Here is a 20,599-nt window from a genome sequence, read left to right as displayed (position 1 = left end):
AGAGGAATTGCCACAAGATACGATAAGCTAAAACGTAACTATCAAAGCGCTGTTGCTTTAGCTTGTATATTTATATGGTTGCCTCTTTAGCTCAATTTATCGGCTGTAAATGTCAACACACCCTAGTATTCTGAGAAATATTCTTTACAGTACGATTCGACAAAGTCTTTGAGATGAGCATTTTTCTCACCATAGTGTGGATAGTAGCTGTAGTAGTTATTGGCTAAAAGCAGATAAGTTTTAAAGCCTTTAGAGATTAGAATCCAATATACAGGTGTTCTTGGATGACGAAATTTAAAACTAATAATATAACGGAACATTGCTCTAGTTAATGCACGATTTCCCCAATACTCTTTCTCAATAATGGTATCTCCACTGAAAAAAGCATGTCGGGCTTTACCATCAACAACAAAGTCACGTTCCATAACCGTCGAAAATCCGACAATTTGATTATTTTTCGGTTCAATAATAAAAAAAACACCGGTTTTTTCTAAGAAGTCGCGTTCAAAAATTTCATAACGGGTATTGGCATAATACTTTTGATAAATACCATACATGCGTTTGAGTTCTTGAACAGTGATGTCACCAGTACGTTTATATAAACTATAAGGTTCTTTTTTGATCTGCCTAAGCAGTTTAAATTCCATCATAATCATAATTCCCTGTTGCCATTCATTCATGATGAACGAGCGATATTGTTTTTGTTTTACAGAACACAGTCATCTCGTTGGATGTGTGCGGACGTCATATTAGTGGGTGAAAATGATGAAATACAATCAACTTTACGTATTTAAACGAAAATTACGACAAGCGTAAAATAAAAAAAACCCGGCCTAAACCGGGTTTCTGTTTTTACAACTGGATGTAGCAGATTTGTGCTTTTTAGTTAAGTTTCATCTTGTCAAAACTTAGGTGATCTCCTTCCGCTTGAACGACAATCGTATCGCCCGGTTGGAATGCACCTGACAAGATTTTCTGTGCTAGTGTATTTTCAACTTGTTGTTGGATAGCACGTTTCAGAGGACGTGCACCATACACAGGGTCAAAACCAGCATCAATAAGCAATTCAAAGGCACTATCTTCAACTGCCAAGCTCATGTCTTTGTCTGCCAAACGTGAACGTAAGCGATCCAACTGAATATCTGCAATGCCGCGAATTTGCGCTTTTTGTAAAGAGTGGAAAACCACCAACTCATCAATTCGGTTCACAAATTCTGGACGGAAATGTTCCGAGACAGCAGCCATCACCACAGCACGAACTTCGTCTTTCGACGGGTTTTCACCTAATTCACGAACATCGGTTGAACCTAAGTTCGAGGTCATCACAATCACGGTGTTTTTGAAATCAATCACACGACCTTGTGAGTCTGTTAATCGACCATCATCCAACACTTGAAGCAAAATGTTAAAGACGTCTGGATGTGCTTTTTCAACCTCATCAAACAACACCACACTATAAGGTTTACGACGTACAGCCTCGGTTAATACACCGCCTTCTTCATAACCCACATAGCCCGGAGGCGCACCTACCAAACGGCTCACCGAATGCTTTTCCATAAACTCTGACATGTCGATACGAATAATCGCATCATCACTGTCAAATAAGAAATTACCTAGCGCTTTGGTTAACTCAGTTTTACCTACACCTGTAGGCCCAAGGAATAAGAATGAACCACTTGGGCGGTTTGGATCGGATAATCCTGCACGAGAACGACGCACCGCATTCGACACTGCTACGACAGCTTCATCTTGACCCACTACACGGTTATGTAAGAACTCTTCCATATGTAAGAGTTTTTCACGTTCACCTTGCAACATTTTCGCAACAGGAATACCTGTAGCCGCACTTACCACTTCAGCGATTTCATTTTCAGTGACTTTGGTACGAATCAGTTTCGGCTCTTCATTCACCTCCGCAATTTCTTCTTCATTCAAGCGTTTTTGCAACTCAGGAATGACTCCATATTGCAAACGGCTCGCTTCTGCTAAATCACCTTCACGTTGTGCTTTTTCAAAGGCAGTACGTGCTTTATCTAACTCAATTTGAGCTTGATTCGTTCCGTCAACCAGACGTTTTTCCGCAATCCACACTTCTTCCAAATCGCTATATTCTTTTTGAACTTCAGCAATTTGTTTCTCCAAATGCTCAACTTCAGCCTTCGACACTGAATCCGCATCTTTTTTTACGGCTTCAAGTTGCATTTTTAACTGAATTAAACGGCGGTCTAAACGATCAAGTGGCTCTGGTTTAGAGTCAATTTCCATTTTGATTCGTGATGCTGCTTCATCAATCAAATCAATGGCTTTATCTGGCAACTGACGGTCTGTGATGTAACGGTGCGACATTTTTGCCGCAGCAATAATTGCAGAGTCTAAAATTTGCACACCATGATGGGTTGCATATTTGTCTTTTAGACCACGTAAAATCGCAATGGTGTCTTCCACGCTCGGTTCATCAACAATCACTTTTTGGAAACGGCGTTCTAATGCCGCATCCTTTTCGATATATTGACGGTACTCATCTAAGGTGGTTGCACCTACACAGCGAAGTTCGCCACGTGCCAACGCAGGTTTAAGCATATTCCCTGCATCCATTGCACCATCACCTTTACCTGCGCCAACAAGCGTATGTAATTCGTCAATGAAGAGAATGATCTCGCCATCATATTTGGCCAAATCTTTTAGAACGGCTTTAAGACGTTCTTCAAATTCACCACGGTATTTTGCACCTGCAAGCAATGAACCAAGGTCGAGTGAAAGTACACGTTTACCTTTCAGACTTTCAGGAACTTCGCCATTGACGATACGCTGTGCTAAGCCCTCAACGATTGCAGTTTTACCCACACCCGGCTCACCAATCAGTACGGGGTTGTTTTTACTACGGCGTGATAAAACCTGAATGGTACGGCGAATCTCTTCGTCACGACCAATGACCGGATCTAGCTTACCTTCTAATGCACGTGCATTGAGGTCTAAGGTATATTTGTTGAGTGAATCACGTTGATCTTCGTGGTTATTACTCATGACTTGTTCACCGCCTCGTATTTGTTCAATTGCACTACGTAATTTATCTGTCGTTACGCCTACACTATTTAATAAGGTTTTGGTTTTACCCGTTTCAGCTAAACCGAGAATCACCCAATCTGTAGAAAGAAACTCATCTCCAGCTTTTTGCGCAAAACTATCGGCTAAATTTAGCGCTTTGACTGCTTCAGGATTTAGGTTGATGTCCCCTGTCGGCGTCGCAATGGTGGCGGTATCCTGTAGGGCTTGCTGAAGTTTGGTTTTTAACTCAGGAAGATTAGCACCTGCCTGTTGTAACAAGCTTTGGTTCGAAGGCTCTTCAAGCAATGTCGAAAGAATATGGATTCCTTCAATGGCTGTATGGTCTTTCCCCATTGCTAAAGATTGGGCATCGGATAATGCTTGCTGCAAACGGTTTGTGAATTTTTCGAATCGCATTCTTGTTATTCCTCACAACAAATTCTGTACTTGAAGCATATATGGGAGTCATATTTAAAATTTCAAATACATTTTTCAAATATTTTTCAATGAGTTAATTTTAAGATAAAGATAAATCTCAATTATAATATTGGTATAAATAGAATACTTTTCAAGTCATTTATTGAAGAATTTAGTACTTTATTATATTGTTTAAATACATATGTATTTTTAGGCAATTTTCTTGTCAACTCAACTGACTTTCTGACAATAAAATTCAATGATTTTCCATTTGCTTAAATAATACAAATGTCAAAAAAGCCCACATTTACATGCAGGCTTTTGCTTAATCCACTAAAAGGTTCAGCTTAAGGTGCAGGATTTGGCTGTTGGCGATGAATAGCTTCAATCCCTTTTAAAATGTCTTCTGATAAATTCACCTCAAAAGCATCAATATTTTCTTTCAACTGATCTAGATTTGTCGCACCAATAATTGTACTGGTGACAAAAAATTGCTGCTTAATAAATGCTAGTGCTAACTGTGTCAACGTTAAACCATGCTGTTCTGCCAATTGTGCATATTGTTCTGTTGCCCATTCACTCTCCGCATTTGAATAGCGGCTAAAGCGTGAAAATAGTGTCACTCGAGCATTGGCAGGACGCGCACCATGACGGAATTTACCTGTTAGATAACCAAATGCCAATGGAGAATATGCCAATAAGCCCACGCCTTCGTAGTGTGCAATTTCAGATAAACCTATTTCATAAGTACGGTTCAATAAACTATACGGATTTTGCACACTGACAATTTTTTCTAAACCATGCTTTTCTGCAAGTTGTAGGAATTTTAAAGTTCCCCATGGTGTTTCATTGGAGAGTCCAATAGTACGAATTCGGCCTTTTTTCACCTCATAACTTAAAGCAACCAATGTTTCTTCTAAATTGGTAATGGTTTGCGTATTGTTCGCTTCGGCATTGCCAAAACCCAATTTACCGAAAAAGTTGGTTGGTCGTTGCGGCCAATGCAGCTGGTATAAGTCAAGGTAATCTGTTTGTAAGCGCTGAAGAGATTGATCTAGAGCAGACTCAATTTCCGAAGCAATAAATTTGGTTTGCCCATCTCGAATATGACTGCCACCTTGTGACGGACCTGCAATTTTTGAAGCTAAGATTAATTTATCGCGTCCACCGCGAGCTGCAATCCAGTTACCAATAATAGTCTCAGTTGAACCTTGGGTTTCAGGTTTCGGTGGGACAGGATACATTTCTGCAGTATCCCAAAAGTTAAGACCACGCTCTAAAGCATAATCCAGTTGCTCGAAAGCTTCTGCTTGGGTGTTTTGTTCACCAAACGTCATGGTGCCTAAACAAATTTCTGGAACTAATATGCCTGTATGTGCCAATGGTTTAAATTGCATGCCGCAAATTCCCTCTTTATTTTAAATATCAATATATAAGTCACGAAGTAGCTTACCTAAGATATCGGCTTTGTTTAAATCATAATTTTCTGTTTATTTGTCAAAAAATGTGAGAAAGGCTTGTTCAGCTATAATGGTGAGAAATGAATAGACATAAAAAAAGCAAACCCCTGAGTTTGCTTTTTTTATTTAGAAGAATGATTATTCTTCGTCGTCAAATTCGTCAGAAGCCAATTGGCTTTTCTCTTCAAGCGATGCATCAAAAATTAGAATCGCTTTACCATCAGTTTCGATCATACCTTGTTCTTCAAGTGTTTTTAGAACACGACCAACCATTTCACGGGAACAACCCACAATACGACCAATCTCTTGACGAGTAATACGAATCTGACGACCATTCGGCAAAATCATTGCTTCTGGTTGTGAAGATAAATCAATTAAGCAACGTGCAATACGACCTGACACGTCAATAAACGCAAGGTCAGTGACTTTCCGTGTCGTATTTTTAAGACGACGTACAAGCTGTGCAAATACCGCATAACTTAAGTCTGGGTATTGTTTGCTTAATTCATGAAAGTTTTCATAGGTAATCTCAGCAATTTCACATACATCACGCGTACGCACTTCTGCAGTACGCTGTGCATTTGCTTCGAATAGACCCATTTCCCCAAAAAAGTCACCCGCATTTAAGTACGCAACCACAATTTCACGCTCATCATCTTCGCGTAAAATGATAGATACTGAACCCTTAAGAATTAAATACAAAGATTTAGATTCTGAGCCCGCATCAACGATTGTTGTACGTTTTGGGTAACGATTGATATATGCACGTTTTAATAATGCCTTCACCGACTCAGGTAACTGCCCCGGAGATAGCGCATCTGTGCTAAGTTGTGAAAAGTTTGAAGTCATGCTAACAGTTTCCGAATATGGATAATTTATAGATCGCACAAGACCTAAAGTGAACTTGTCACACGTAAGAGTTGAAATTCCTTATCAACTCAATTTATGTTAGTGTACAGGTACTGCGTAAATTTATAGCTTTTTTTAGGGACTTGCAATGCAAACTAGTGTTCATTGGCTAGAGAATGTTGCTTTTGAAGCAAAAACTCAAAGTGGTCACACTGTTATGATGGATGGATCACAAGAATATGGCGGTGAAAACCGTGGTCCGCGCCCAATGGAACTGATTTTAACAGGACTTGGTGGTTGTGCATCTTTCGATATTGTGACGATTTTAAAGAAAGCACGCCAAGACATTACTGATGTTCGTTGTGAATTAAATGCAGAACGTGCCGACACTATTCCTGCTGTATTCACTAAAATTCATTTGCACTTTGTAGTCACTGGTCATGGCGTGAAGGAAAAGCAAGTTGCGAAAGCGGTTGAACTTTCTGCTGAAAAATACTGTTCTGCTAGTAAAATGCTGATGGATGGTGGTGTAGAAATTACCCATGACTTTGAAATTTTAGAAGCTGAAGCGGCATAATATATTTGCTCAATTAAAAGCCGCATAGAATGCGGCTCTTTTGTTTCAAACAATCCGCTAAAGCACACATTGTATAAAGCACTGCTATATAGTCATAAACGCAGAAATATGAGCCAAAGAAGTTTGGCTTAATCACTTAAACAATCAATATCCAAATTGATGTATTTGCACATAGATGCATTTACACCCAATTCCATCTCATGATGATTTTACGACTCAATCCATATGAATCTATTCAAGCCAAATACGATTGAAAACGATTGCGAAGAACACCTTACATATAAGTAGATTTGATTTAACTATAGTCTTAATAACACTTTAATTAGGGTGTGTTGACACTTTTAGCTTAAAAAAATAGCGAAGTAGTAAAATCAAATCACCAAACCCAATTTTACTATTCGCTATGCCTCGTACCATGCTGACAGATCAACACTGGCAAAAGTTGAAAGTTATTCTGCGTAATTTATCCATTCACCACAACTCAAATTTACGCAATTTTATTGAAGCTATTCTCTATAGAATTAGAACAGGCTGTCCGTGGCGAGATATTCCTTCTTGTTTTGGTCATTCAAACTCTATTTTCAAACGTTTTAATCGTTGGTCAAGCAGCGGTAAGTTACTTAGATTATTCAAATTACTAGCCTCATGCCCCGATATGGAGTGGATTTTTATTGATGGCTCTCATGTACGTGCTCATCAACATTCTGCCGGCATAGCGAATCAATCTATTTCTAAAAGTGTAGGAGGAAACTCCTCAAAAATACATTTGATTGTTGATGCACATGGCAATCCTATTGATTTCATGATTACCGATGGGACCACACATGATGTTAAAGTTGCACCTGATTTAATATCAACATTAGATTTAAAAGAGACAAAAGTGGTATGCGCAAATAAAGGCTATGATTCAGAATCACTGCGTGAACAGATCAGGAAAACAAGGACTAAAGCGAATATACCAAGGAAAATGAATAGCCAATCGAACAATGACCATATGGACTGGTATTTATATAAAATCAGGCATTTAGTTGAAAATATGTTTTGTAGATTAAAGCAATTTAGAGGAATAGCTACTCGATATGACAAGCTCAAAAGCAATTATCAAAGTTCTGTTGCTTTAGCCTGTATATTTTTATGGCTACCTTTATAGGGTTAATTATGAACAGTGAATGTCAACAGACCCTAATAATTTCAGATAAAAAAAAGCAGAATCATTTTGATTCTGCTTTTTGAATTTGGTAGGTTTAACCAGATTCGAACTGGTGACCTCTACGATGTCAACGTAGCGCTCTAACCAACTGAGCTATAAACCTAGAATGCGTAGAATCATATTCATTTTTATTTTTTATGACAAGCCCTTTTCTGACTTTTTTAAACTTTGCGTACAAGTTTTAAGCAAAGCCTTAAAATATTGAATATCATGAGAACTTAGCGCGGTACCTACATAAATTTCCTGCTCAAATAACGTAATAACTTGTTCAAATGCCGCCCTTTCCTGTTCAGGTATATTTTCAGCCAAACGTTGTAACCAATGCCTAAAACTTTCTGAAGCCACTTTTTGCTGGCTCAAGGGTAAATTCTTAGCAAACTTGGCAATTTCTCTTTCAAGAGAGCTTAGGCTTTTTCTTTTTTTCCGCAAAATCCATATAAAATATAATGCTACAATGCCACCAATACTCAAAATAAGAATTAAAACACCTGCATAAGCAGAATTTGTACCGAGCTTTTTAAACCATTGTTGTTGAGATTGAGCATTATAGCCCACCACTTTGCTTTGCCATTGGTAACTCGCATAATCACTCCATACACGGACTTTTTTCAACATCGAAAATTGTTGATAGGCCCAAGTAGACTGCTGGCTCCCAAAAATTGTCCGATCTTGTTCCATATAATCCTGCATCCCACCATCGATACGCTGAGGTGCGATCATGGCTGTAGGATCAATTCGACGCCAATGTTGATTGACATAAACCTCTGTCCACGCATGTGCATCAAGTTGACGAACCTCCCAACTTTTCCCATCTGGTGCTAATTGACCACCTTGATATCCCACAACAATACGCGATGGAACACCCACATAGCGCATCAACATTGCAAAACTCGATGCAAAATGTTCGCAAAACCCCTTTCTTGATCCAAATAAAAAATCATCTATCCGATTTTGCCCCAATACACCTGGGCTTAAGGTATATGCAAAGCGATTTTGTTTATACCATTGCAAAACTTCGGCAATATAACGCTCAGGATTTTGACGACTTCGCTGCCATAAAGTTTGGGCCAATTGTTGTGATTGAACATCCAAGTTTTCAACATAGCGAGTGTTTAATTTTTCAAGTAAATCTACATTTTTTATTTGAGGAGGCTCTGCACTTCCTAACCATTTCAGTTGAATCGGCTCTGTACGTGCTGTTAATCGGTAGGGTGTAATTCGACCATCTTGACCTAATGCAAAACGTGCTTCATTGGGAACGGATTGCTCCAACGACATAATCCACATCACACTTGGGTCGGCAGCCAAATATTGATAATTCAATGTCCGCTTGGGTTTTAACTCGGCTGGATTCAGCTGTATAACGTTCTGGTTAAAAAAATGACTAGTCCATTTAGAACCATCATATTCATCTAATGCCATCGCCCGCCAATACAGCTCTGTACGTGTTGGCAAGGCTTGAATATCACCAATTATACGAAAAGCCAAACTACTCGACTGTGATAACTCAGCAATATCGCCCGGAGACATGCTGTCACTGATTCCCGTTGTGGCTTTATTTTCAGGAATAGGAATATGCCATAGCGGCGGCAGGCGTGGAAAAAAGAGAAACAGCAAGATAAAGAATGGAACAGCTAAGCCAATAAATTTACCCACATGCCCAATATCTTGTTTAATCGCCTGTATTTCACCGCCTGAGTTTTGGCTAAAACCAACGGTCTGTAAACGATATAATCCAATAAAGCAGCTCAACAACGCCAATAAAATAACCAATGCCATGGCAAAAGACTGGCTAAACAAAAAGCTACTGGCAATCACAAACATCGCAAAGTTAAATAAAATAATTACATCACGACGTGTTTTTGTTTCTAAAGATTTAGCAAATAAAAATGTACTGAGTACTGCAACCCCTGCATCAACACCAATAAAGGTTTTATGGCTTATATAAATGCTAAATAATGCTGTCAATGTCAGCACATAGGTTAAAATTTTAGAAAATGGTTTTTTACTGGCGCGGGTATTGAGTAATAAAATAAGCCAAATAACTAAAAATACCAATGATGTCGCCACAGGGATATAAAGCATTTGTGCAATGAGCACCAATGCTAAAGTGAGTAATATTGAGCGGCGTATGGTATTTTCAATCATCTCTTAAGCCTGCGCCAATAACCGTTTTGCTTCGGAATAATGCAGTTTTCCAGTACCTGATGCTAACTCAGCATTAGGTAAATACAGTACATATTGATCGTGATTTTTTTCAGCCTGCTCGACCAAACCCATCATGAGGCTAAGTTTTTCTTCATGACTTTGAGCTGGCATATGGTGATAATGAATCTCCAATTTCTTTAGATCTTCATATTGCTCAAAAACTTTGACATACAAGCCTTGTCCTCGTGCTGCTTGTTTCCATGACACCGCATGAAGTGAATCCCCCGTCTGAAAACTCCGTAATTCGCGAAATTCATCAAGATCAGGTTCAAAATTTTGCTGTTGTTGCTTATTTTCCACGGAATGCCAACTGGCTTGTGGCGCAACCCACGCGGGGTGTTGTGCATACAAATACGTCCAGGCCCGAACTAAACCAAAAGGATAAACACTATAAATGTGTATTGGCGGAATCTGAAAAACACCGCGTTGGCTGGTTGTAAAATTTAATTGAAAGCATTGCTGTTGCGTATTGAACAGTAATTTATGTAGCTGATTTTCTGTTTTAATCCACAAATATCGCGCCTGTTCAACCTCTTGTTTAAAATAAATTTCGACCGAAAGTAATTCCCCAGCTTGCGGGATATCAACAACATTTATTTGAATCTGCAACGCATGAAGCTGTTTAAAAGTAATATAGAAACTAATACACAATACGGCGCTAATTAAAAAGCAAAAGCCTAAAATCAAGTTATTTGCATAATTCACACCTGCAATAAAGGTGATGAAAATTAACACCAAATACAAGTAGCCTTGCTGATAGATAAAGATCAAGACATCTTTTTGAGTCAGCTGTTTATGCTGATCGATTTTAAATCGACGTTCAATCCATTGCTGCCACATCGAAGCCAAGGTTTAACTCCTTTATTGAATTGAAACTTGTTCTAAAAGCTTAGAGGCTTCAAGATCTGACAATCCAATTCGATGAGATACCACAGCTGTAAACACCGCTTGTACATCGTCAGGATTCACATAATTTCGCTGCTCAATCAGCGCATAGGCTTGCGCAGCTTTCTTTAAGGCTAAAACACCACGCGTAGAAAGACCATGTCTCCCTTTACGTGTTTCAGCAGCAAGATCCAAAATGTAATCCATCAAACGATCACTCAGATGTATCTGCTCGACAAAGCCTTGTAGTTGTAAAATTTCTGATTCATTAAAGATATGTGCTAATGCCGCAATCAGATCATGGCGTGAAGTTTGTTGAAGCAATAATTTCTCTGCCTGACGCGATGGATAACCTAAAGACAAGCGCATTAAAAAACGGTCCAACTGGGACTCAGGTAGCGCATACGTACCGCTTTGAAATAAAGGGTTTTGTGTCGCAATCACCCAAAATGGTTGAGGCAAAGCATAGCGCACACCATCAACCGTCACATACCCCTCTTCCATCGCTTCCAATAAAGCACTTTGGGTCTTTGGACTACAACGGTTGATTTCATCTGCCAATAAAATTTGGGTAAAAATCGGCCCAGATTTAAACTCAAAATGATGTTCTTTTTGATTAAACATATTTACCCCAATCACATCGCTGGCCAGCATGTCATTGGTAAATTGAATCCGTTGAAACTTTAATCCCGCTAAATGTGACAAGGCGCTAGATAATGTCGTTTTTCCTAAACCAGGTAAGTCTTCAAATAGCACATGCCCACCAGCCAATAGACAAGCTAAAGCCAATTTGGTTTGCTGGTTTTTATCCAAAATAATTTGGTTAATTTGTTCGAGGAATGTATTTATTTTCGGGTAAAAAGGCGCAAGGCTCTGCTCACTTAAAAGCGTTGATGTATTATTTTGTTGGCTTTTCTCTGATCCCCAAAACACCTTTTATTCCCCAATAAAAAAGTTAAATGAATGACTAACATACAGGGTTTTATTTAAAAATACAGTGTTTATCTCCAAGCCATACCCAGTTCAATACTTTAAATACATACGCTTGATATTTATTGAGTATACAAAAACGTTGTTTTCGCTTCGACTGATCAAAATTTTGCAATAAAAAAGCGTCCCGAAGAACGCTTTTTTATTGGATTTTTAGCACAAGTCAAAGCATTAGCAAGGACACTTCTTCATGTCACCACCAGCTGATGGATAACGTGCATCTACACAGTGACGATAAAATGTTTTTGCATCCATCGCTTCCAAATCAGGATGATGTTTTGCCATATGTTCCAAATAGTTTTGGTAATCTGGCACACCCACCATCAGGCGGAAGCTTTGCTGTAAACGTTGCCACAACGTCGCAATACGTGACCAATTTTTCGGGTTCAGAATTAGATCCTTCTGCGACATAATGGTCATTTTAATGATTTTATAAATCACCGTTTTTCCACTTTTTGCAAACTTCAGGTTCATTCATATTCCCCTATTAATGTGCTGAATTTGACGGATTAATTTCAGCTGGGTCACGGTAAATCGCTTCTGCTTCATTCACCGATGGATTTGGATTTGCCAAAGCACGACGCACCACACCAATCGCTGCAAATAACATCACAAATGCCACAATCATAAAGAATGCACAAAGACCGGCATTGATTTGATTCGACAATGCAACCGTATGCATTTCAGCCATGGTTTTCGCAGGTGCCAACAATTCATTCTTCGCAATGGCTGCGTTAAAACGATCTGCTTGAGCCAAGAAACCAATCTTTGGATTTTCGTGGAAAATCTTCTGCCAACCAGCGGTCATTGAAGTAATAAACAAGAATACTGTTGGGATAATCGTTACCCAAACATACTTTTGTTTTTTCATCTTAAATAAAATCACTGTACCCAAAATCAATGCCATCGCAGCAAGAATTTGGTTACCAATACCAAATAGCGGCCATAAGCTATTAATACCACCAAGTGGGTCAACCACACCTTGGTAAACGAAGAAGCCCCAACCTGCGACAGCCACCGCTGTACCCAACAGATTTCCGAAGAAATTATGAGAGTTTTTAACCGCAGGAACCACGATACCCACTGTATCTTGCACCATGAAACGACATGCGCGAGTACCTGCATCCACAGCTGTTAAAATGAAAAGTGCTTCAAATAAAATCGCGAAGTGATACCAGAACGCCATCATTGAACGGTTATTGAAAATTTCCGTAATAATGTGAGCCATACCAATCGCAAATGTCGGCGCACCACCTGTACGAGACAGAATCGAATTTTCACCCACTTCTTGTGCAAGTAAGGTCAATGCTTCAGGTGTTACCACGAAGCCTAATGTACGAACTGCTTCCGCAGCGGACTCAACCGTTGTACCAATCACAGCTGCTGGCGCATTAATCGCAAAATATACACCAGGCTCAAGAATCGTTGCACAGACCAAAGCCATGATCGCAACAAAAGATTCCATCAACATGCCGCCATAACCGATCATGCGAATATCTTTTTCATTATTCACAAGCTTCGGTGTCGTTCCTGAAGAAACGAGCGCATGGAAACCTGAAATTGCACCACAGGCAATGGTAATAAACAAGAATGGGAACATTGAGCCTGCAAATACAGGACCTGTACCATCAATAAAATGCGTTACTGCCGGCATTTTCATTTCAGGCAATGCAAACATGATCCCGATTGCCAAACCTGCAATAACACCAATTTTCAAGAAAGTAGATAGGTAATCACGTGGTGCAAGCAGTAACCAAACAGGTAATACTGATGCCACGAAACCATAACCAATCAACCACCAAGTTAGTTCAGTACCTGAAAGTGTAAAGAATGGACCCCAATAAGGATGCTGTGCAATGTCACCACCATAGATAATCCCTGCCATCATCAGTACAAAACCAATGATCGACACTTCTGCAATTTTACCCGGACGGATAAATCGCATGTAGATACCCATGAAAATCGCAATCGGCACTGTGGCCGCGATACTGAAAACACCCCACGGACTGTTGGTCAACGCTTTTACAACAACCAAAGCAAGTACCGCAAGAATGATGATCATCACGCCAAGTGCACCAAGCATCACGATGATTCCAGCAAAAGAACCTAGTTCTTGTTTTGCCATTTCACCGAGTGAACGACCATCACGACGCGTCGAGATGAATAAGACTAAAAAGTCTTGAACCGCACCAGCCAGTACAACACCCACCAAGAGCCAAATTGTTCCCGGCAAATAACCCATTTGCGCAGCAAGGATCGGTCCAACTAAAGGGCCAGCACCTGCAATCGCAGCAAAGTGGTGACCAAATAGAACGCTTTTATTGGTCGGTACATAATCCAATCCGTCAGCTAAGCGATGGGCAGGCGTTAAACGTCGCTCATTCAGTTCAAAGACTTTATTGGCAATAAATAAACTATAAAAACGATACGCAATGCTATACACACAGATTGCTGCAAGGATCAGCCAAACTGCATTGACATGCTCGCCTCGACTGAGTGCTAGTATACCGAATGAAACGGCACCTAGAATGGCTACAAACAGCCAGATAATCTTTGAAGCCATTCCTGACTTCGGTTGAATGGTTTCCATCTCAATCCCTCATAAATGTTGAAATAAATCAGCTTGATTTTTCTTGTTCGAGGTACTGCTGTTTCTTCCCTTGAAACTCTACTCCTGTTATGGGCTTTTTCATCTAATACTTTGGCATAAAAATTTAAACCAATAGGTATAAAAAAAGGGATGAATCACTTCATCCCTTTCGATAATAGTCTATTTTTAAACCATTATGCACGTTCTAAATAGTCACCAGTACGGGTGTCTACACGAACGCTTTCTTCTTGCTGTACGAATAATGGAACACGTACAACTGCACCAGTTTCAAGCTTAGCAGGTTTACCGCCACCGCCTGAAGTATCACCACGTACACCTGGATCAGTTTCAACGATTTTTAATACAACGAAGTTGGGCGCGCTCACAGTTAAAGGAACACCATTCCATAACATGATTGTACAGAGTTCATTTGAGTCATCTTTCAACCATTTAGCCGCGTCGCCCATAGCAACTTTATCAGCAGCGATTTGTTCGAAAGATTCTGGATCCATGAAGTTCCACATTTCACCGTCGTTATACAAGTAGTTCATTTCAACTTCTTGGATGTCAGCAGCTTCTAGTGAATCACCAGATTTGAAAGTTTTTTCTAAAACTTTACCAGTTTTAAGGTTACGTAATTTTACGCGGTTAAAAGCTTGGCCTTTACCTGGTTTTACGTATTCGTTTTCCATGATTGAACATGGGTTACCGTCAAGCATGACCTTAAGGCCTGACTTGAAATCATTCGTAGAATAATAGGCCATGACTGGCTCACTCCAAACTTACTAACTTTAATCTATAGATGCTATGGGCTGTAACATGTCATTTAGCAAGTACTGACTGTAACATTGGCTGCCACATGCACATTAATGTGATATTGCGTATTCTAAATGACCAATGCACCATGTCGCAACGAAAAAATCCCCATTAAAGGGGTCAAGCTGCTTAACTTACACTCAGACATTAAAGAACTTTGTTTATACAATGCCCACAAACAGGTAAAATTGCTGTTGACTGAAACTTAATAAATGTTTCGTAGGCTTCATCCGTTGTGAGCTTTATCGGAATTATTTCAGCTTACACTTCAAAGTTCGACGCATTAATTTCAGCAATATTCCCCACTCACCTTTCTGCATTTTTTAAACATTCAGCATGATAAACTATTTATTTCAAGAGCAAAACTGGCAAACCCAATTGAGTGATTTGATAACAAATCCTCAAGAATTACTCGATGTATTAGAACTTTCGCATGATCAGTTATTATCGGGTGCTCAGTTCGCAGCAGATGAGTTTCGCCTACGCGTGCCGCGAGCTTTTGTTGAAAAAATGCAAAAAGGTAATCCGCTCGATCCGCTTTTACTCCAAGTCCTACCGCATCATTTAGAACTCGAAGAACACGCCGGTTTTGTTACCGACCCATTAGGTGAAGAACAAGCCAACCAACAGCCTGGTGTATTACATAAGTACAAGTCTCGTTTTTTACTGACTTTAACCGGTGCCTGCGCGGTCCATTGTCGTTATTGTTTCCGCCGGCATTTTCCCTACCAAGAAAACCTGCCTAAAAATGACGATTGGGTAAACATTAAGCAATATATCGAACAACAACCCGATATTAATGAAGTGATTTTAAGTGGTGGAGACCCGCTCACACTATCAAATCGTAAACTTCAAGTGTGGATTGAACGTTTATCGACTTTACCACAAATTAAATTTTTGAGAATTCATTCACGAGTTCCTCTCGTAATCCCCAACCGTGTCGATGAAGAGCTGGTTTCTATTTTAAAAAACAGTAGGCTACGCATTATTCTAGTGGTACACTCAAATCATGCATCAGAGCTAGATGACTTCACGTGTAGCCAGCTTCAACAGCTTGTCAAACAAGGAATCACCGTGCTGAACCAAGCAGTCTTATTAAAAGGGGTTAATGATTCTGCAGATGTATTGGTCGATTTAAGTTACCGCTTATTCGACGCAGGTGTAATGCCATATTATTTACATGTTCTGGATAAAGTAAAAGGTGCTCATCATTTTGATACACCAGCTCAGGATATTGATTTAATTTATAAAAAAGTTTTAGAGAATCTACCAGGTTATTTGGTTCCTAAACTTGTACGGGAAATAGCGGGCGAAAAAAACAAGACACCGCTTTTTGGGGCTTCAACTTTTTGAGTTAAATAATAAAGATGACCACGCATACTTCAGATACGTTTTACAATCCGACTGAATTAAAGCTGGATAAATTAAGCTTTTGTCCGACCAATGCTAAAGGTCTGCAAGAGTGGTTAAACGGTATTTCAATTTTACAATTGGGTACCTCATCTAAAGCTTTATTCAATGCCTTACTTGAAATCTCCGAGCTGAAATGCCAAGAGATGTTACGTTTTGATTTGGTTCAAATATTACATCCGACTATGGAAAGTGTGCTCACGAGCTTAGAAAAACACTTTACCAATCAAAGCCTCATTACCACGGATCGTAATGACCAAATCATTGAATTAGCTATGCTTTTACGCAGTCACTTTGCCAAAATCTATATTGATATTGCCAAGCGATGTAATCAGCAGCTTAATCAACAAAAGTTTTCGATCTTTTCATTCGGCCATAAAAAAAGCTTACAAACCGCTCGAATTGCATCAATCTACTATGCGTTGCAACAACTGACACTGTTGTTGTATCAACAACACATGTTGTATGCCACACCGACGGCGGGTCAATGGATTGCGGCACATCAACTGATTGAATGTGCCATTGAACACAATTTCTATCAAAGTAATGTCAATCAGTTACTGGGTACTCAACATCAAATTGCAAATATTGCTCAAGCTTATGCACAATTAATCTTATTAGATATTTTCAATAATCATCAGATTCGCCCTGCTGAAATCCAAGGCTTGTATTTATGTAGTTTTGACTGGGCAAAATTGGTTCAAATCCTACCGAAAGAAACCACGCTTTCACGCTATGTTGTAGACACGAAAAAAGATCACCCACCGATTTATAACTCAAAACAAGATCGGTCTTATCAAGCCAATGTATACATTTCAACGCAAAACTTGCTCGATCATTTGACCGAAACGCAAACTAGAAATGCCAATTATTTATCTAAAAATGAAAAGTTATTTTTAACTCCAGCGCTATATTTCCATATTCATAATATTTTGACCAACAACACTGAACGCCGTCATGAACGTTATGAATATTCTGCGCAAATTAATATTTGCTTTAGCTTAATGGTGGCGCATTTCTATCTCTCTAAAGGTAAAAACTTCCACGAAACTTTAGATTTGGAAGGCAATTATCAATTCCACAATGAAGCCTCTTTTGTCAATTCGCATGATTCAAATATGCCAACAGGCATGACTAATGCGAAAGCGCTAGATCGTGAAGCAAAACAGATTCATACCGCTGACGTATTAGATATTAGTGTGAATGGTTATCGCATTAAATGGACTGGCCCTACCCCTGCTAATTTAAAAACCGGCGAATTTATTTTGATCCAAGAAAATGCTCAAAGCCAATGGCGTGGCGGTGTTGTTCGTTGGATCAAACAATCGACTGAAAAAAGTTTGGAATTGGGTCTCGAAGTACTGGCTCAAGATTTGTATCCATGTTCAGCCCATATTCGTACCGACCGCAATACAACAAATCATCAACCTGCTTTATTGGTACAGACCACACAACTTGATCAAGTGTCTACGACCTTAATTTTACCTGGGGCAAATCTCTTCCGAGAGAAACAAACGATCCACCTTCGCTTAGGCAAAGAAGACATCAAAGTCTATCTCACCAAAGCGCAGTTGGTGACACAAAGCTTTATTCGCTTTGAATATGAATTATTGAATGAAGAGCAAGAAAATGTCGTTAAAGACTATATTGCGAAACAGAGCAATGAGATCAAAAATAACGACTTATGGGAAGCATTAAAGTGAGAAATCCATTACTATCCAAAAAACTAAAACGTACGGAAACTCGATTACTCATTATTGATGATAATCAAATACGTTTTAACCAGATACGTGATTTATTGACAGACAGCGAACATCAAGTTCATGCCATATTACTTGATGATTTACAAAATTTCGAAAAACAGCTGAATCTCAATTGGGACTTGATCATTTTTGGACGTGCTTATGATTTAAAATATGAACAAGCTTTAAGTTTAGTTCAACTATCGAGCCAACCGAATTTACCGATTATTTTACTTAAACCCGAGGACTATCAAGCAGAACAATATGCAAGTTTAGTCAAAAAAGGGATTTATGACATTGTCGATATTGCTGAACCTGAGAGTTTCTATTTTGGTTTAATCCGTGCTTTATCCTTTAGTCGCCTACAACAATCGCAGCAACATTTAATGGAAGAGCTCGAAACAGCTCAAATCCAAACCCAGTCTTTAGTTGAAGATAGTCGTAAAGCGGTTGCCGTGATTCAAGAAGGCATTCACATTCAAGCCAATGCTGAATATCTCACTTTATTTGGTCTAAAAAATGAAGATGATGTAATTGGTCTGCCTTTACTCGATCTATTACAACCTACTGACCTCAACGACTTTAAGCAACGCTTTAAAAAAATCAGCCAAGGACAGCTCGATTTAGGACGTTTTGATCTTGTTTCGCAAAATATCGCAGTGGCTGGGCAAAACCCACTAAAACTCGAATTTATTGCCGCGGCTGAAGAAGATGCTTTACAGCTCGCAATTGAAATTGGCAGTCAAAGCAGCAATGCTGTAAGCAACGCTCCAGTTGAAGCTAGCCCACAAAAACCAAAAGCATTTCAACAACTCAACCGCACCATTGGCCAGCAACCTGCTAATGTAAATGCATTGGTTCTATTTACATTGGCTTCTTGTTCTGATGCGATTTTTCAAAAAGATTGGAATACTTATAAGAGCTATTTCACCAATATTAAAGACTTCTTGAAAGATCAGACTCATGCTCCATTATTTAGTTTAGATAATGGTGCAATCGTTGCCTTATTCCAAGCGGATAATCAGCTCAAACTTGAGTCTAAGTTGATTGGTCTTAACACCCTGAGCAAACCTCAATTACTCAGTGTAAACAATGAAACTTATCCATTAAATTTACGCATAGGATACAGTGTTTTAGACAGCGATATTCGTGATGAAGCACATTTTGATACCTTTATTGCGAAAGCCTTTAATACTGCGCTACCAACCAACCAACAAGCACCTGAAATCGATTTAACTATTCCATTAGAAATTGATATACCAAGTTTGGATTTTGGTACACCAGAAGCACAAATTGCGCCGATTGTCGTTAGTGATGAAGCTCCTGTTATTAAGGCCCTTCGCAACTGCTTAGAACGCGGTGAAATTCATCTTAAATATCAACAACTGTATGATAAAGAAGATTCTCATCTTTATACTTATGAAGTAACCAGCGGCTTTATTTTTGAAAATAAATGGAAAGATATCGCCCAACTGCGTGAGTTAGCTGAAGACTCGGAGCTTTCCATTAAATTGGATCGTTGGATCTTGGTTGAATCGTGTAAACAGCTACACAACTTCATCACTCAGTTCCCTGAAGCTAAATTAATCGTTAACCTGAACAAAGAAGTGCTATATAACGACCGCACCTTCCCTGAGTTTATTTCGAAACTAATTACGATTATTCGTAGTAAATTGAAAAATCCACTGATTTTACAATTTGCCGAAGAAGACATTCAGCTCAATATCGATGCCGCTCAAAAAGCATTTGTAGAACTTCGTAAAAATGGTGCCGAACTGGCTTTACGCAATTTTGGTCATTCGATGTTTAGTGAATCATTATTACGCCAAATGGATGTTCACTGCTTAACATTAGATTCAAGTTTGACCAAAATGCTTGCAAACGATAAGTCGTGCCAAGAGCTCCAAGAAAAAATTACCACTTATCATGAAATCAAAACTGTTGAAATCATGTTACGTGAATTAAATGACATGACACTGTTTGCCAATGCTTGGAATGTCGAAGCTCGCTTTATTCAAGGCGATTATTTCCAGAAGAAACTCGACCATCTCATCGATGTTCAGGACCAATAAGGTTCTGAACATTGCCGATTTAAGGTTTATCTTTTTTATCGGCACAAAAAAACGGGCATAAAGCCCGTTTTTCGTTTTGGATATTAACGTTTGATAGAACGTGACATACCAGCAAAACGTTGCTTGAATTTGTCGATACGACCGCCAGTGTCAACGCTTTTCTGTTTACCAGTGTAGAATGGGTGGCAAGCAGAACATACGTCTAGGTAAATAGTTTCTTTACCAAGAGCTGAACGAGTTTCAATTACGTTACCGCATGAACATGTAGCAACTAAAGTTTCATATTTTGGGTGAATATCGGCGCGCATCGTCGATTACTCCTAAGATT

Annotated in this window: 16 protein-coding genes, 1 tRNA gene and 1 pseudogene; 6 read left to right on the top strand and 12 right to left on the bottom strand. The window is 39.2% G+C overall.

Annotation, left to right across the window (positions count from 1 at the left end; all coding sequences use genetic code 11):
* Positions 1 to 90: pseudogene (locus FTU64_RS14120) on the top strand (IS5/IS1182 family transposase); the annotation flags it as partial.
* Positions 91 to 122: 32 nt separating this feature from the next.
* Here FTU64_RS14120 and FTU64_RS14115 read toward each other — a convergent pair.
* The 4 genes from FTU64_RS14115 to crp form a co-directional block, all read right to left on the bottom strand.
* Positions 123 to 650: a hypothetical protein gene (locus FTU64_RS14115; protein ID WP_257222269.1), complete on the bottom strand. Its 528-nt coding sequence runs from the start codon at positions 648 to 650 to the stop codon at positions 123 to 125.
* A 232-nt stretch (positions 651 to 882) separates the two neighbouring features.
* Positions 883 to 3,462 (bottom strand): ATP-dependent chaperone ClpB, encoded by a 2,580-nt coding sequence (gene clpB, locus FTU64_RS14110; RefSeq protein ID WP_168377776.1) that lies wholly within the window; start codon positions 3,460 to 3,462, stop codon positions 883 to 885.
* A 347-nt stretch (positions 3,463 to 3,809) separates the two neighbouring features.
* Positions 3,810 to 4,859 carry an NADP(H)-dependent aldo-keto reductase gene (locus FTU64_RS14105; RefSeq protein WP_180055141.1) on the bottom strand — a complete coding sequence of 350 codons (1,050 nt, stop codon included), beginning with the start codon at positions 4,857 to 4,859 and terminating at the stop codon, positions 3,810 to 3,812.
* A gap of 201 nt (positions 4,860 to 5,060) precedes the next feature.
* A complete protein-coding gene (gene crp / locus FTU64_RS14100; protein WP_180055139.1) occupies positions 5,061 to 5,771 on the bottom strand; it encodes a cAMP-activated global transcriptional regulator CRP in 711 nt (236 codons plus the stop codon).
* A gap of 148 nt (positions 5,772 to 5,919) precedes the next feature.
* Between crp and FTU64_RS14095 the strand changes: the two genes are divergently transcribed.
* Positions 5,920 to 6,348 (top strand): OsmC family protein, encoded by a 429-nt coding sequence (locus tag FTU64_RS14095; protein ID WP_078188630.1) that lies wholly within the window; start codon positions 5,920 to 5,922, stop codon positions 6,346 to 6,348.
* Positions 6,349 to 6,751: 403 nt separating this feature from the next.
* Positions 6,752 to 7,498 (top strand): IS5 family transposase, encoded by a 747-nt coding sequence (locus FTU64_RS14090; RefSeq protein WP_180060102.1) that lies wholly within the window; start codon positions 6,752 to 6,754, stop codon positions 7,496 to 7,498.
* Positions 7,499 to 7,584: 86 nt separating this feature from the next.
* On the opposite strand, the gene FTU64_RS14085 is transcribed toward FTU64_RS14090, so the two are convergent.
* The 7 genes from FTU64_RS14085 to efp form a co-directional block, all read right to left on the bottom strand.
* A tRNA-Val gene (locus FTU64_RS14085) sits at positions 7,585 to 7,661 on the bottom strand.
* A gap of 32 nt (positions 7,662 to 7,693) precedes the next feature.
* A complete protein-coding gene (locus FTU64_RS14080; protein ID WP_180060101.1) occupies positions 7,694 to 9,706 on the bottom strand; it encodes a DUF3488 and transglutaminase-like domain-containing protein in 2,013 nt (670 codons plus the stop codon).
* Between the two features lie 3 nt (positions 9,707 to 9,709).
* Positions 9,710 to 10,615 carry a DUF58 domain-containing protein gene (locus tag FTU64_RS14075; protein ID WP_180050551.1) on the bottom strand — a complete coding sequence of 302 codons (906 nt, stop codon included), beginning with the start codon at positions 10,613 to 10,615 and terminating at the stop codon, positions 9,710 to 9,712.
* A gap of 12 nt (positions 10,616 to 10,627) precedes the next feature.
* Complete coding sequence (locus tag FTU64_RS14070) at positions 10,628 to 11,584, bottom strand: MoxR family ATPase (RefSeq protein ID WP_180026449.1); 957 nt, start codon at positions 11,582 to 11,584, stop codon at positions 10,628 to 10,630.
* 228 nt (positions 11,585 to 11,812) lie between these two features.
* Complete coding sequence (locus FTU64_RS14065) at positions 11,813 to 12,115, bottom strand: YbdD/YjiX family protein (protein ID WP_078190160.1); 303 nt, start codon at positions 12,113 to 12,115, stop codon at positions 11,813 to 11,815.
* Positions 12,116 to 12,128: 13 nt separating this feature from the next.
* The gene (locus FTU64_RS14060) at positions 12,129 to 14,231 is read right to left on the bottom strand and encodes a carbon starvation CstA family protein (protein WP_078190161.1); all 2,103 of its coding nucleotides are present in this window, start codon (positions 14,229 to 14,231) and stop codon (positions 12,129 to 12,131) included.
* A 194-nt stretch (positions 14,232 to 14,425) separates the two neighbouring features.
* Positions 14,426 to 14,995, bottom strand: a complete 570-nt coding sequence (gene efp / locus FTU64_RS14055; protein ID WP_067762759.1) for an elongation factor P — start codon at positions 14,993 to 14,995, stop codon at positions 14,426 to 14,428.
* A gap of 388 nt (positions 14,996 to 15,383) precedes the next feature.
* On the opposite strand from efp, the gene epmB reads away from it, so the two are divergent.
* Genes epmB through FTU64_RS14040 form a run of 3 tightly spaced genes read left to right on the top strand, consistent with a single transcriptional unit; the run spans position 15,384 to position 20,271 of the window.
* Positions 15,384 to 16,400, top strand: a complete 1,017-nt coding sequence (gene epmB, locus FTU64_RS14050) for an EF-P beta-lysylation protein EpmB (RefSeq protein ID WP_180060099.1) — start codon at positions 15,384 to 15,386, stop codon at positions 16,398 to 16,400.
* A gap of 14 nt (positions 16,401 to 16,414) precedes the next feature.
* The gene (locus FTU64_RS14045; protein WP_180021984.1) at positions 16,415 to 18,160 is read left to right on the top strand and encodes a GTPase; all 1,746 of its coding nucleotides are present in this window, start codon (positions 16,415 to 16,417) and stop codon (positions 18,158 to 18,160) included.
* Entirely contained in the window at positions 18,142 to 20,271 is a 2,130-nt protein-coding gene (locus tag FTU64_RS14040) for an EAL domain-containing protein (RefSeq protein ID WP_180055121.1), read from the top strand. The genes FTU64_RS14045 and FTU64_RS14040 overlap by 19 nt, the downstream gene beginning before the upstream one ends.
* A gap of 83 nt (positions 20,272 to 20,354) precedes the next feature.
* On the opposite strand, the gene rpmE is transcribed toward FTU64_RS14040, so the two are convergent.
* A complete protein-coding gene (gene rpmE / locus FTU64_RS14035) occupies positions 20,355 to 20,579 on the bottom strand; it encodes a 50S ribosomal protein L31 (protein WP_078190165.1) in 225 nt (74 codons plus the stop codon).
* Positions 20,580 to 20,599: the final 20 nt, after the last annotated feature.

It is taken from the genome of Acinetobacter sp. YH12128 (assembly GCF_013418655.1).
Taxonomy (GTDB): Bacteria; Pseudomonadota; Gammaproteobacteria; order Pseudomonadales; family Moraxellaceae; genus Acinetobacter; species Acinetobacter amyesii.
The sequence above is the reverse complement of the archived record's forward strand: the minus strand, read 5'-3'. Positions and strand labels throughout refer to the sequence as shown.

Excerpts from the sequence above, each read along its gene's own strand:
- FTU64_RS14095 (WP_078188630.1), top strand. The coding sequence starts at position 5,920 with ATGCAAACTAGTGTTCATTGGCTAGAGAATGTTGCTTTTGAAGCAAAA.
- FTU64_RS14090 (WP_180060102.1), top strand. The coding sequence starts at position 6,752 with ATGCCTCGTACCATGCTGACAGATCAACACTGGCAAAAGTTGAAAGTT.
- rpmE (WP_078190165.1), bottom strand. The coding sequence starts at position 20,579 with ATGCGCGCCGATATTCACCCAAAATATGAAACTTTAGTTGCTACATGT.
- efp (WP_067762759.1), bottom strand. The coding sequence starts at position 14,995 with ATGGCCTATTATTCTACGAATGATTTCAAGTCAGGCCTTAAGGTCATG.
- FTU64_RS14080 (WP_180060101.1), bottom strand. The coding sequence starts at position 9,706 with ATGATTGAAAATACCATACGCCGCTCAATATTACTCACTTTAGCATTG.
- clpB (WP_168377776.1), bottom strand. The coding sequence starts at position 3,462 with ATGCGATTCGAAAAATTCACAAACCGTTTGCAGCAAGCATTATCCGAT.
- FTU64_RS14105 (WP_180055141.1), bottom strand. The coding sequence starts at position 4,859 with ATGCAATTTAAACCATTGGCACATACAGGCATATTAGTTCCAGAAATT.
- crp (WP_180055139.1), bottom strand. The coding sequence starts at position 5,771 with ATGACTTCAAACTTTTCACAACTTAGCACAGATGCGCTATCTCCGGGG.
- epmB (WP_180060099.1), top strand. The coding sequence starts at position 15,384 with ATGATAAACTATTTATTTCAAGAGCAAAACTGGCAAACCCAATTGAGT.
- FTU64_RS14045 (WP_180021984.1), top strand. The coding sequence starts at position 16,415 with ATGACCACGCATACTTCAGATACGTTTTACAATCCGACTGAATTAAAG.
- FTU64_RS14115 (WP_257222269.1), bottom strand. The coding sequence starts at position 650 with ATGATGGAATTTAAACTGCTTAGGCAGATCAAAAAAGAACCTTATAGT.
- FTU64_RS14065 (WP_078190160.1), bottom strand. The coding sequence starts at position 12,115 with ATGAACCTGAAGTTTGCAAAAAGTGGAAAAACGGTGATTTATAAAATC.
- FTU64_RS14040 (WP_180055121.1), top strand. The coding sequence starts at position 18,142 with ATGGGAAGCATTAAAGTGAGAAATCCATTACTATCCAAAAAACTAAAA.
- FTU64_RS14060 (WP_078190161.1), bottom strand. The coding sequence starts at position 14,231 with ATGGAAACCATTCAACCGAAGTCAGGAATGGCTTCAAAGATTATCTGG.